Annotated in this window: 9 protein-coding genes; 6 read left to right on the forward strand and 3 right to left on the reverse strand. The window is 66.6% G+C overall.

The window, feature by feature from the left end:
- The first annotated feature begins 80 nt into the window (after positions 1-80).
- Positions 81-2,837 carry a pyruvate dehydrogenase (acetyl-transferring), homodimeric type gene (gene aceE / locus HK401_RS10250; protein ID WP_181274572.1) on the forward strand — a complete coding sequence of 919 codons (2,757 nt, stop codon included), beginning with the start codon at positions 81-83 and terminating at the stop codon, positions 2,835-2,837.
- 94 nt (positions 2,838-2,931) lie between these two features.
- Here aceE and HK401_RS10255 read toward each other — a convergent pair whose 3' ends face one another.
- Positions 2,932-3,711 carry an IclR family transcriptional regulator gene (locus HK401_RS10255; protein WP_181274573.1) on the reverse strand — a complete coding sequence of 260 codons (780 nt, stop codon included), beginning with the start codon at positions 3,709-3,711 and terminating at the stop codon, positions 2,932-2,934.
- Positions 3,712-3,871: 160 nt separating this feature from the next.
- Here HK401_RS10255 and HK401_RS10260 point away from each other — a divergent pair, with 160 nt between their 5' ends.
- From HK401_RS10260 to HK401_RS10270, 3 genes are all read left to right on the forward strand, one after another.
- On the forward strand, positions 3,872-5,251 hold the full coding sequence (locus tag HK401_RS10260) for an NAD-dependent malic enzyme (RefSeq protein WP_181274574.1): 1,380 nt from the start codon (positions 3,872-3,874) through the stop codon (positions 5,249-5,251).
- A gap of 124 nt (positions 5,252-5,375) precedes the next feature.
- Entirely contained in the window at positions 5,376-6,683 is a 1,308-nt protein-coding gene (locus HK401_RS10265; RefSeq protein WP_309135958.1) for a DUF6986 family protein, read from the forward strand.
- Between the two features lie 26 nt (positions 6,684-6,709).
- Positions 6,710-7,534 carry a bifunctional allantoicase/(S)-ureidoglycine aminohydrolase gene (locus HK401_RS10270; RefSeq protein WP_181274576.1) on the forward strand — a complete coding sequence of 275 codons (825 nt, stop codon included), beginning with the start codon at positions 6,710-6,712 and terminating at the stop codon, positions 7,532-7,534.
- 140 nt (positions 7,535-7,674) lie between these two features.
- Here HK401_RS10270 and HK401_RS10275 read toward each other — a convergent pair whose 3' ends face one another.
- The gene (locus HK401_RS10275) at positions 7,675-9,150 is read right to left on the reverse strand and encodes a malate:quinone oxidoreductase (RefSeq protein WP_181274577.1); all 1,476 of its coding nucleotides are present in this window, start codon (positions 9,148-9,150) and stop codon (positions 7,675-7,677) included.
- A 214-nt stretch (positions 9,151-9,364) separates the two neighbouring features.
- Between HK401_RS10275 and HK401_RS10280 the strand changes: the two genes are divergently transcribed.
- Positions 9,365-10,432 (forward strand): aminotransferase class I/II-fold pyridoxal phosphate-dependent enzyme, encoded by a 1,068-nt coding sequence (locus tag HK401_RS10280; protein WP_181274578.1) that lies wholly within the window; start codon positions 9,365-9,367, stop codon positions 10,430-10,432.
- A complete protein-coding gene (locus HK401_RS10285; protein ID WP_181274579.1) occupies positions 10,429-11,853 on the forward strand; it encodes an FAD-binding oxidoreductase in 1,425 nt (474 codons plus the stop codon). The genes HK401_RS10280 and HK401_RS10285 overlap by 4 nt, the downstream gene beginning before the upstream one ends.
- An 18-nt stretch (positions 11,854-11,871) precedes the next feature.
- On the opposite strand, the gene HK401_RS10290 is transcribed toward HK401_RS10285, so the two are convergent.
- Positions 11,872-12,477, reverse strand: coding sequence for a flavin reductase family protein (locus tag HK401_RS10290; RefSeq protein ID WP_309135960.1), 606 nt, complete (start codon positions 12,475-12,477; stop codon positions 11,872-11,874).
- Between the last annotated feature and the right edge of the window lie 78 nt (positions 12,478-12,555).

The raw sequence follows: 12,555 nt of genomic DNA on the forward strand, positions 1-12,555 counted from the left end.
AGTTCGGACAGTTCCGACACCGGACTCCCGGTCGCGATACGATTCCGGGAGTCCGGACCCCGTGAGAAGGAAACCCCGCAATGACACAGGACACCACCTCGGCGAACCTGAGGAGCACCACCACCGACGAAGAGGTCGATGAATGGCTCGAGTCCTGGGAGGGACTCGTAGGCGCGCGCGGCACCCAGCGCGCCGGCGAGATCATGGAGGCGCTGCGCCGCCGCGCGGCCACGAACTCCATCGCCCAGCCCAAGGTCACCACCACCGACTACGTCAACACGATCCCCGCCGATCAGGAGCCGATCTATCCCGGTGAGGAGAGCGTCGAGCGCCGCTACCGCAGGTGGCTGCGCTGGAACGCGGCCATGCTCGTCCACCGAGCGCAGCGCCCCGAGATCTCCGTGGGCGGACACATCTCCACCTACGCCGGAGCCGCCACTCTCTATGAGATCGGCTTCAACAACTTCTTCCGCGGCCAGGACCATCCCGGCGGCGGCGACCAGGTGTTCTTCCAGGGCCACGCCTCACCGGGAATGTACGCCCGCGCGTTCCTCGAAGGTCGCCTGTCCGAGGCCGACCTCGACGGATTCCGGCAGGAAGCCTCGAAGGCACCGCACGGTCTGAGCTCCTACCCGCACCCGCGGCTGATGCCCGAGTTCTGGCAGTTCCCGACCGTGTCGATGGGGCTCGGCCCGATCAACGCGATCTATCAGGCGCAGATGAACCGCTATCTGCACAACCGCGGCGTCAAGGACACGAGCGACCAGCGGGTATGGGCGTTCCTCGGCGACGGCGAGATGGACGAACCCGAATCGCGCGGCGCCCTGCAGCTGGCCGCGAACGAGGGACTCGACAACCTCACGTTCGTCATCAACTGCAACCTCCAGCGCCTCGACGGACCGGTCCGCGGCAACGGAAAGATCGTCCAGGAACTCGAGGCGACCTTCACTGGCGCCGGCTGGGACGTCATCAAGGTGCTGTGGGGCCGCGAATGGGACTCCCTGCTCGAGGCCGACCACACCGGCGAGCTCGTGCGGATCATGAACGAGACCCTCGACGGGGACTATCAGACGTTCAAGGCCGAATCCGGCGGATTCATCCGCGACAACTTCTTCGGTCGATCACCGACGACCAAGGGCCTCGTCGAGCATCTGTCCGATGACGACATCTGGAACCTCAAGCGCGGCGGCCACGATTACCACAAGGTCTTCGCCGCCTATCAGAAGGCCGTGAACACCAAGGGCAAGCCCACCGTCATCCTCGTCCAGACGGTCAAGGGCTACGGTTTGGGCACGAGCTTCGAATCGCGCAACGCCACCCACCAGATGAAGAAGTTTACCGCCGACGACGTCAAGGCCTTCCGCGATCGGATGGACATCCCGATCTCGGACAAGGTCATCGACGACGATCCCTACGCGGTGCCCTACTATCATCCGGGCGCCGACGACGACGCGATCCAGTACATGCTCGATCGTCGCCGCCAGCTCGGCGGATTCCTGCCTGCTCGCAAGCCGGAGAACAATCAGAAGACTCTGCCGGCGCCCAGCGACAAGGCTTTCTCGCAGTCGAAGAAGGGCTCGGGCAAGCAGCTCGCCGCCACCACCATGGCCTTCGTCCGCCTGCTCAAGGACCTCATGCGTGAGAAGGGTCTGGGGGAGCGGATCGTGCCCATCATCCCCGATGAGGCTCGCACCTTCGGCATCGACGCGTTCTTCCCGACCGCGAAGATCTACAACCCGAACGGGCAGAACTACCTCGCCGTCGACCGCGAGCTCTTCCTCTCCTACAAGGAGGCTGTGTCCGGTCAGCTGCTCCATGTCGGCATCAACGAGGCCGGAGCCGCGGCCGGGTTCACCGCCGCCGGCACCGCGTACTCCACGCACGGCGAGCCGATGATCCCGATCTACGTCTTCTACTCGATGTTCGGCTTCCAGCGCACAGGCGATGCCTTCTGGGCAGCCGGTGACCAGATGACCCGCGGGTTCATCATCGGCGCGACCGCCGGGCGGACGACGCTGACGGGTGAGGGCCTGCAGCATGCCGACGGTCATTCCCCGGTGCTCGCGGCTACGAACCCGGCCGTGCGCGTGTACGATCCGGCCTACGGCTACGAGATCGGCCACATCGTCCGCGACGGCCTGCACCGTATGTACGGCGAGCACGACCTCGGCGAGGACGAGCGCAACGTCATGTACTACCTCACCGTCTACAACGAGCCGATGGTCCAGCCAGCCGAACCCGACAACGTCGACGTCGAGGGGATCCTCAAAGGCATCCATCGCATCGCCGAGGCGGAGACCCCCGCCGAGGCTGGGCAGGGCTCGCGTCCGCAGGCCCAGCTGCTCGCCTCCGGGGTCGCCGTGCCCTGGGCGCTGGAGGCCCGCGAGCTGCTCGCCGCGGACTGGGGTGTCGATGCGGCCGTGTGGTCGGTGACCTCCTGGGCGGAGCTGCGCCGGGATGCCCTCGAGTGCGAGGCAGAGCTGCTGAGTGACGTCGAGGCAGAACCGTGTGTGCCCTACGTCCGGCAGCGACTCGGCGAGGAGCCGGGGCCGATCGTGGCCACGAGCGACTTCGACTCGACCCAGCCCGACCTCGTCCGGCCGTTCCTCGACCAGACGTTCGCGACCCTCGGCGCCGACGGGTTCGGGTTCTCCGACACCCGTGCCGCAGCCCGCAGGCACTTCAAGATCGATGCCCACTCGATGGTCGTGCGGACCCTTCAGCTGTTGGCCCGACGTGGTGAGATCGACCCCGGCACCCCCGCCGAGGCGGCCCGCCGTTACGAACTCAACGACGTCAACGCGGGGACCTCGGGGATGGCCGGCGGCGATTCCTGAGGCTGCTTGCCCGAGACAACGGTGGAGCGCCGAGACCACGGTGTGTGCACAGTGGTCTCGGCGCTCCGGCGTTGTCTCGACGAAAAGTGAGAGTCTACGCTCCGCCGCGCATATCGACCGAGATCTGCGCGGCGGCCGAGCGCAGCAGCGGGATCGCACGGTCGGCGAAGGTCTGATCGACGCGGCTGACCGGCCCGGACACCGAGATCGCCAGGGGAGCGGGGGCATCGGGGATCGCCATGGCGAAGCAGCGCACCCCCAGCTCCTGCTCCTGTTCGTCGATGGCATAGCCGCGCTCACGGATGCGCTCGAGCTCCGCCTCGAGTGCGGAGATCGACCCGATGCTGAACTCCGTGGGCGTCGGCATGCCCGCGGTCGTGACGATGTGACGCACCTGCTCGGCGTCGAGCCCGGCGAGCATCGCCTTGCCGACGCCGGTGTCGTGCATGTGCGCACGCCGCCCCACCTCGGTGAACATGCGCATCTGACGCTGAGAGGCGACCTGATCGACATAGACGACCATGTCGCCGTCCATCGTCGCCACATTCGCCGACTCACCGAGTTCGCTGACGAGATCCCGCAGATACGGGCGAGCGAACTGGCCGAGCTGGGAGCCGGCGAGGTTGCCCAGCCGGACGAGCCCCGGTCCGAGGGCATAGCCGCGGTCGGGCAGCTGCCGGACCACGCCGAGGTTGACCAGCGTATTCAAAAGCCGGTGGATCGTCGGCAGGGGCAGGCTGACGTCGGCGGCGATGTGGCTCAGCGTCGCCGAACCCGAGGAGTTCGCGATGCATTCGAGCAGGCCGAAGGCGCGCTCGACGGACTGCACACCGCCCTTCGTCTGGCGGATCGCAGGTGTGTCCTTGCTGCTCATCGATCATCCTTCTTCAGTGGGGAGCTTCGGCAGTGAAACTCCGCTCAGTCTAGACCGAAATGGAAGAAACTTTCCGAATCCGGCAATAGGCTCTATAGTTTCCATAAAGCAGAATTAAATATCCGCAATACGGAAAACCAATATCAGAGAGGATATTGCCATGGCCGCAACAAGCCCCGGATACTCCATCACCCTGCGCGTCGACACCACCGTCGGTGAGGCGTCGACGTCCGATCTCGTCGCCGCCGCCGCGTCCACCGGTGCGGGAGTGACCGCCCTCGACGTCGTCGAATCCACCCCGAACTCGGTGACCATCGACGTCAGCGCCGACACCCGCGACACCGCCCACGCCCAGGAGGTCTCCGACGCACTCGAGGCGCTGCCCGGCGTCGACGTCCGCAAGGTCTCCGACCGGACCTTCCTCCTCCACCTCGGCGGCAAGCTCGAATCCGCTCCGAAGGTGCCCCTGCGCAACCGCGACGACCTCTCCCGCGCCTACACCCCCGGTGTCGCCCGAGTGTGCATGGCGATCGCGGAGAACAAGGAAGACGCCAGGCGGCTGACGATCAAGCGCAACACCGTCGCCGTGGTCACCGACGGCACCGCGGTCCTCGGCCTCGGAGACATCGGCCCCGAAGCGGCCATGCCTGTGATGGAGGGCAAGGCGGTGCTGTTCAAGCAGTTCGCCGGCGTCGACGCCTGGCCGGTGGCCCTGGACACGAAGGACACCGAGGAGATCATCGCGATCTGCAAGGCCATCGCTCCGGCCTACGGCGGCATCAACCTCGAGGACATCGCCGCCCCGCGCTGCTTCGAGATCGAGGCCCGCCTGCGCGCCGAACTCGACATCCCCGTCTTCCACGACGATCAGCACGGCACCGGCGTCGTCACCCTGGCCGCGCTGAAGAACTCGCTCAAGGTCGTGGGCAAGCGGATCGAGGGCCTGCGCATCGTCGTCTCCGGCGTCGGGGCCGCGGGCAATGCGATCATCCGCCTCCTTCAGGTCGCCGGTGCGACGAACATCATCGCGTGCGGACGGTCCGGTGCCATCGGACCGAACTCGACCGTCGATACCGAGCACAAGCGCTGGCTGCAGGCGAACACGAACCCCGACGGCTTCGAGGGCACCCTCAAGGAGGCCGTCGTCGGGGCCGACGTGTTCATCGGCGTCTCGGCTCCCAATGTCCTCGACGGTGACGACATCAAGGCGATGAACGACGACGCACTCGTCTTCGCGATGGCCAATCCCGACCCCGAGGTGGACCCCGCCGAGGCGCTCAAGTACGCGGCCGTGGTCGCCACCGGACGCAGCGACTACCCGAACCAGATCAACAATGTGCTCGCCTTCCCCGGCATCTTCCGCGGCCTGCTCGACGCCGAGGCCCGCGACGTCGACGAGAACATCATGGTCGCCGCCGCCGACGCCATCGCCTCGTGCATCCCCGAGGTCGAACTCCATCCCGGCTACGTCATCCCCTCGGTCTTCGATCCCGAGGTCGCGAAGAAGGTCGCCGAGGCGGTCACCGCCGTCTCGTCGTAGGCGACGCAATTGTCGTCTGCCCTGTGAGTCACCGTGCCCAGGGCAGTGCAATGAGAGACAATGAGGCCAGGCTTCGCACAGTCGCCTCGCCGTCGAATCCCGTGCAGAGAAAGTGAATGTGAAAGTGGAGAAAGCAACGTTGGCCGACATCGATTCACTGCTGGGGGACACTGATGAGCTCCTGGCCGGAAGCTACCCCGGCGAGCGTGACGTCCGCCAGCCGGTCCACACCGTCTATGTGCCCGGTGACAGGACGACACCGGATCTGCCGCGCCGCTGGGGCCGGCAGGCCCTCGATTTCGTCGACGAGCACGGAGGTATGCTCCAGCTCGCCGGGAAGGTCATCACGGCCACCCGCAAGGAGGCCGGTCCCCTTCCGACTTCGCAGATGCCCAGCCTCCACCAGGTCGCCCGCGAGGCCGAACTCCTCGCCGAGGCGGTCACGACGAAGCTCGAGACCGAGCCCATCGAGGACCTGCGCCTGGACTTCGAGGACGGCTTCGGCGACCGCGGCGACGAAGTCGAGGACGAATGGGCGATCAAGGCCGCCCGCGATGTGGTGACCGGACGCTCGGAGACCGGGGCGCCGGCCTTCGCAGGCATCCGATTCAAGTGCCTCGAGGCGGCCACCCGGGAACGGGGACTGCGCACCCTCGATCTGTTCCTCGCCGAGCTCATCGCCGCAGGCGGTGAGGTCCCGGACAACCTCGTGCTCACCCTGCCCAAGGTGAGCACCGTGGACCAGGTGAGGGCGATGGTGCTCGCGTGTCGGGCGTTGGAGAGGGAGCACAACCTCGGCGAGGGGACCCTGACCTTCGAGATCCAGGTCGAGACCCCGCAGCTCGTCCTCGGCGCCGACGGGACGGTGCCCCTGGCTCCGGCGATCCACGCCGGCGAAGGACGCGTGACCTCCCTGCACTACGGCACGTATGACTATTCGGCGTCGATGGGCGTGGCCGCGGCCTACCAGGCGATGGACCATCCGGTCGCGGACTTCGCGAAGAACCAGATGATGCTCGCCGTCGCCGGCACCGGCGTCCACCTCTCCGACGGATCGACGAACATCCTCCCGCTCGGCGAACCCGAGGAGGTCCACCACGCGTGGGCCCTGCACGCCGGACTCATCCGCCGTCACCTCAAACGCGGCATCTACCAGGGCTGGGACCTCCACCCGCACCAACTGCCGACACGGTTCTTAGCGACCTTCGCATTCTTCCGTGAGGGCGGGGCCCCGGCGGCCCATCGTCTGCGCAGCTACGTGTACAAGGAGGACTCGACGGTCCTCGACGAACCGGCCACGGCGAAGGCACTCGCCCGGTACCTGCAGCGCGGACTCGTGTGCGGGGCCCATACGGAAGAGTTCGTCACCACGCACACGGAGCTCAGCCTCGGCGAGCTGGCACAGCTGGCCCGCACCGGACACCTCAACTGAACCACCTGACGAAGGAGATCCCACCCATGACGACGACCGATCCCTACACCTACTGGGCCCCGACCGGCGGGCATCCGCCGCAGTCGGACCTGCTCACCGACCGGGCGCTGGTGACCGAGGCCTACACGGTCATCCCGCGCGGGGTGCTGCGCGACATCGTCACCTCGAACCTGCCCGAATGGACCGGGACCCGATCCTGGGTGCTCAGCAAGCCCGTGGCCGGGGGAGCGGTGACGTTCTCCCAGACCATCCTCGAGGTCGCCCCCGGCGGCGGGTCGGACAAGCCCGAACCACAGTCCGAGGTCGAGGGATTCCTCTTCGTCATGGCCGGCACCCTCGAGGTCACCCATGAGGGCACGGCGCACGAACTCACCCCCGGCGGGTTCGCGTTCCTCCCTGCCGGTGAGGCGTGGAGTGCGAAATCCACCGGCACCGAGGCGGCCCGATTCCATTGGGTGCGCAAGCGCTACCAGCCGGTGGCGGGGCTGACGCCCGAGGCGAAGTTCGGCAACGAGACCGACGTCGACCCCTCGCCGATGCCCGGCACCGACGGACGCTGGCGGACCACCCGGCCGCTCGATCCGGAGAACCTGGCCTACGACATGCACGTCAACATCGTCACCTTCGAAGCCGGTGCGGTCATCCCGTTCGCGGAGACGCATGAGATGGAGCACGGGCTCTACGTGCTCGAAGGCAAGGCCGTCTACCGGCTCAACGGCGACTGGGTCGAGGTGCAGGAGGGCGACTTCATCTCGATGCGCGCCTTCTGCCCGCAGGCCTGTTATGCGGGTGGTCCCGGGCGCTTCCGCTACCTGCTGTACAAGGACGTCAACCGTCAGGTCGAGCTCTGAGACGCTCGAGCTCTGAGGCGCTCGGGCTCTGAGCCTCTCGGACTCTGAGGCGACATGACAAGAACGGCGGACCATTCGGTCCGCCGTTCTTTGTTGTCACGCTCGCAGCGCGGTTGTCTCTGCGCTCGAGGGTGGCGGGCTCAGATGAGCTGCAGGGTCCGCGCGGTGTACTCGGAGAGCTCCTTGAGCAGCGTCTCGTCCTCGACGAGGTCGCGGCCGAGCGAGGGGATCATGTCCTTGACGTCGGACTCCCAGGACGCGTATTGGCGGGGGAAGCAGGTCTTGAGCAGGTTGACCATGATCGGCACTGCCGTCGACGCACCCGGTGAGGCGCCGAGCAGAGCCGCGATCGATCCGTCGGCGGAGGAGATGAGCTCGGTGCCGAACTGGAGGACGCCGCCCTTCTTCGGATCCTTCTTCATCACCTGCACGCGCTGACCGGCCTGGATGAACTCCCAGTCGGAGGGGTCGATGTTCGGGATGAACTGGTGCATCGCCTCGAAGCGGGCCTTCTTCGTCGCCGCCAGCTCACCGAGCAGGTAGGTGACGAGGTCGGTGTTGTCCTTGGCGACGTTGAGCATCGTGGCGAGGTTGTTCCCGCGCACGGAGAACGGCAGGTCGGTGAAGCGGCCCTTCTTGAGGAACTTCGGCGAGAAGCCGGCGTAGGGGCCGAACATCAGGTAGTCCTTGCCGTCGACGACACGCGTGTCGAGGTGCGGCACCGACATCGGAGGAGCACCCTGGGCGGCCTGGCCGTAGACCTTGGCCTGGTGGCCGGCGACGACATCGGGGTTCGAGGTGCGCAGGAAGATTCCGGACACGGGGAAGCCGCCGTAGCCGCGGCCCTCGGGGATCCCGGACTTCTGGAGCAGGGGAAGGGCCCCGCCGCCGGCGCCGACGAAGACGAACTTCGCGCCGATCCGGTGGGTCTCGTGCGAGAGCAGGTCCTTGACCGTCAGCGTCCATCCGTCGGAGGCGCGTTCGAGGTCGCTGACCTGATGGCTGGTGCGCACGGTCGCGCCCTTGTCGGCGATATAGCTGAGCAGCTGGTGAGACAGGGAACCGAAGTCGACGTCGGTGCCCAGCTCGGTCCGCGAGATGCCGTTGACCTGTCCGGGTCCGCGGCCTTCGAACATCAGCGGCAGCCATTCGGCCTGTGTCGCCGGGTCGTCGGAGTACTCCATCTGCGAGAACAGCGGGTTGCGCACCATCGTCTCGTAGCGGCGCTTGATGTAGTCGCGGCCCTTCTCGCCACGGCCGTAGCTGACGTGGGGGATCGGGTTGATGAACGACTTCGGGTCGGTGAGCACACCGGTGTCGACGAGGTGCGACCAGTACTGGCGCGAGTGGTGGAACTGCTGGTTGATCGTCGAGGCCTTCTTCAGGTCGATGTCACCGTTGGAGTCCTCGGGAGTGTAGTTGAGTTCGCAGAGTGCGGCGTGGCCGGTGCCCGCATTGTTCCAGGGGTCCGAACTCTCGGAGGCCACATAGTCGAGCTTCTCGTAGACACGGATGTCCCAGTCGGGCTGAAGTTCGGTCAACATGGCACCGAGGGTGGCGCTCATGATGCCGCCGCCGATCAAGACGACGTCGACCTTTTCCTGCGGTGAGGGCATTTGGACTCTCATTCCTCGTCACTGACTGCTTCTATTCGCTACTCAGACTACTCTTCGGCATCGGCTCACCTGTAACCCGGGCAGGGTGAACACCCGTGCGTGGGAGCATTCTCACAGCGGATGGGCGTCCGCCCCGCCTGCCCGTTTCCGACCGTTCGGACACTTTGTGCGGACACTCTGTGTCGCCTGCCACAAGGTGTGCAAACATGGGCACATGTCCAATCGTTTCCTCCTCCGTGACGCGCTGGCCGAGTTCCCCCCCTACGTTCCCGGCAAGCCTCCCGTCAGTTCCCCCGGTCTGACCCCGTACAAGCTGTCCTCGAACGAGAATCACCTGCCGCCGCTGCCGGGTGTCCTCGACGCGCTCACCGCCGCCGCGGCGGTTCCCGCGAACTATCCCGATCCGACCGCCGCCGCCCTCGTGGCCGACATCGCCGACCGTCTCGATGTCGACCCTGCCGAGGTGGTCCCCGGCGCCGGTGCCTCAGAGATCCTGTCCGCACTGACGAACATCACTCTCGAATCCGGCACCTCCGTGGTCTACCCGTGGCCGTCGTTCGAGATGTACCCGATCCTCGCCTCCGCCCGCGGGGCCGAGAAGCGACCCGTCGCTCTCCTGCCCGACGGCCGTCACGACTTCGCCGGGCTCGCCGCCGCGATCGACGACACGACCCGGCTGGTGCTGCTGTGCTCGCCGAACAATCCGACCGGTCCGACGATCGCCGATGCCGAGCTCGAGGGCTTCCTCGCCGAGGTGCCCGACAACGTCATCGTCGTCCTCGATGAGGCCTACCTCGAATTCGCCTCCGAAGCCGCCGACGGTCTGGCCGCGCGGAAGAAGCATGCGAACCTCGTGCTCGCCCGCACCTTCTCCAAGGCCTACGGGCTAGCAGGTCTGCGGGTGGGTTACGGCGTGGCCGATGTCGAGATCGCCACGGCCCTGCGCCAGGTCATCGCCCCCTTCTCCGTCACCGCGCCCGCTCAGGCCGCGGCTCGGGAATCCCTGGCCCGGATTGACGAGGTGGCCGTGCGGGCCAAGGAGGTCGCGGCCGTGCGCGACCGGTTCGCTCATGATCTGCGGGAGCTCGGATTCGACGTGCCCGATGCGCAGGGCAACTATGTCTGGATCGCGCTTGACCCCGAAGCGGCTGTCGCCTTCGAAGGTGCCTGCGCCGAGCAGGCCGTGGCGGTGCGCCGACTGCAGGGCGGTGTGCGTGTGAGCATCGGACCCGACGAGGCTCTCGACCGCGTGCTCAAGGTCGCGGCGGCTGCCCGACCATGAGTGTGGGCGCGACTGAGACGGGTGCGGCTGTGACGGACACTCTGCTCGGCGAGCTCGCTGCCGAGCTCAGCGCAGAGGCGCTGGTCACCGACCGCGACGTCATCGACGCGTACTCGTCGGACAAGGCCCTGTTCTGCCCCGTCGGGCAGGCCGCGGCTCTGGTTCGGGCCGGCGGTGTCGATGATGTGGCCGCGGTGATGCGGTTTGCCACGAAGCATCGGATCCCTGTGGTCACCCAAGGTGCACGGACCGGGCTGTCAGGGGCGGCGAACGCCGTGGACGGGGCGATCCTGCTCAATGTCGCCAAGCTCAACGCGATCATCGACATCGATGAGGTGAATCAGACGTGCCGGGTCCAGCCCGGAGTCATCAACCAGGATCTCAAGATGACACTGGCCGGGCACGGCCTGTCGTATCCGCCGGATCCGGGGTCGGTGGCGATCTCGACGATCGGCGGCAACGTCGCAACGAATGCCGGGGGCATGTGCTGTGTGAAGTACGGGGTGACGAAGGACTATGTGCGGGGCATGACCGTCGTCCTTCCTGACGGGACAGTGACGAAGCTCGGCCGGCAGACGGCCAAGGGTGTGGCCGGACTCGACCTGGCCGGACTGTTCGTCGGCTCCGAAGGCACGCTGGGCGTCATCGTGGAGATCACATTGGGACTCAGACCTCTGTTGGCGGCCCCGGTGACCGGTGTCGGGATCTTCCCGAATATGGAATCGGCCGGGCGCACGGTCACGGAGTTCATGTCCTCGGGGGCGGCACCCTCGTTGTTGGAGCTCATGGACGGAGCGACCGTGGGAATGATCAACGCGTATGGGGACTTCGGTCTGCCCGACGAGGTCGGGGCACTGCTGTTGGTCCAGTCCGATGCACCCGGTCAGGCCGGTGTCGCCGAACTCGAGTCGTTCCAGGCGATCGCCGAAGCTCAGGGCGCGGCCGAGGTGTTCTTCTCCGACGATCCGGCGGACTCGGAGATGTTCGTCGCCGCCCGACGGGCGGTGTCACCGGCGATGGAGCAGTACGTCGCCGGTCTCGGTGGGGGAGAGCTCATCGATGATGTGTGCGTTCCGCGCTCCCGCCTCGGCGAGTTCTTCGCTCGATTGGCCGACATCGCCGCCGCGCACACCGTGGAAGTGGCCACGGCCGGTCATGCCGGGGATGGGAACATGCATCCGAGTGTGCTCTTCGACGCTTCGGATGAGGCGAGTGTCGCCGAGGCGAAGGTGACGTTCGCGGAGATCATGCAGTTGGGTCTCGACCTGGGCGGGACGATCACCGGTGAGCACGGGGTCGGGTATCTGAAGAAGGACTGGCTGGGCCGTGAGCTCGATGCCGGTGCTCAGTCGCTGCAGGCATCGATCAAGTCAGCGGTCGATCCGTTGGGGATCCTCAACCCCGGCAAGATGCTCGGCTGAGATCTCGGGTGACCGAAATCAGCCCGGTCGGCGCATGTCGAAGCGCTGATCCGAGCTGATCCCGAAGTACGCGGTCGGTCCTCCGCCGCGCAGCACCGGCTCGGCGGCGACTGTGTCGACGATCCCGTCGACGAGGAGGGATTCGTCGAGATGGACACCGACCACTTCGCCCACGGTGAACCACGAGCCGGAGTTCTCACCGTCCGAGGTGCGGAGGTCGATGATCTGGGTGACTCGGCATTCGAAGGTCGCCGGTGATGCTGCCACGCGTGGCGCAGAGATCTCCACCGACTCGGCCGCCTCTAACTCTGCGGCGGAGAACTCGTCGACTTCCGCAGTGGTCGAGGAGGCGTTCATCGCCTCGGCGAGGGTGCGAGTGACGAGGTTCCAGGTGAACTCTCCGATCTCCCGGCAGTTGGCGACGGTGTCCTTCCAGGAGTTGCTGGAGAAGCCCACGAGCGGTGGAGAGTAGTTCAGCGCATTGAAGAACGAGTAGGGGGCGAGATTGCGGCGGCCCTCTGCATCGACTGTGCCGATCCAGCCGATGGGCCGCGGCGCGACGATGGCGTTGAAGGGGTCATGCGGCAGGCGGTGGCCCTCGGACGGGCGATAGAAATGGGTCACCCGACCCATTCAAGCAGGTGTGCCGGGAGAGCGCACTGTGCACAACGGAGTCTGGCGGGTTGCGTTCGTGACAGGACG

Origin of the sequence: Brevibacterium oceani, assembly GCF_013623835.1 — a bacterium.
Lineage (GTDB): Bacteria > Actinomycetota > Actinomycetes > Actinomycetales > Brevibacteriaceae > Brevibacterium > Brevibacterium oceani.

Bases quoted from the DNA above. Each gene is read 5' to 3' on its own strand.
- HK401_RS10285 (WP_181274579.1), top strand. From the start codon at position 10,429: ATGAGTGTGGGCGCGACTGAGACGGGTGCGGCTGTGACGGACACTCTG.
- HK401_RS10275 (WP_181274577.1), bottom strand. From the start codon at position 9,150: ATGCCCTCACCGCAGGAAAAGGTCGACGTCGTCTTGATCGGCGGCGGC.
- HK401_RS10270 (WP_181274576.1), top strand. From the start codon at position 6,710: ATGACGACGACCGATCCCTACACCTACTGGGCCCCGACCGGCGGGCAT.
- HK401_RS10260 (WP_181274574.1), top strand. From the start codon at position 3,872: ATGGCCGCAACAAGCCCCGGATACTCCATCACCCTGCGCGTCGACACC.
- HK401_RS10255 (WP_181274573.1), bottom strand. From the start codon at position 3,711: ATGAGCAGCAAGGACACACCTGCGATCCGCCAGACGAAGGGCGGTGTG.
- aceE (WP_181274572.1), top strand. From the start codon at position 81: ATGACACAGGACACCACCTCGGCGAACCTGAGGAGCACCACCACCGAC.
- HK401_RS10280 (WP_181274578.1), top strand. From the start codon at position 9,365: ATGTCCAATCGTTTCCTCCTCCGTGACGCGCTGGCCGAGTTCCCCCCC.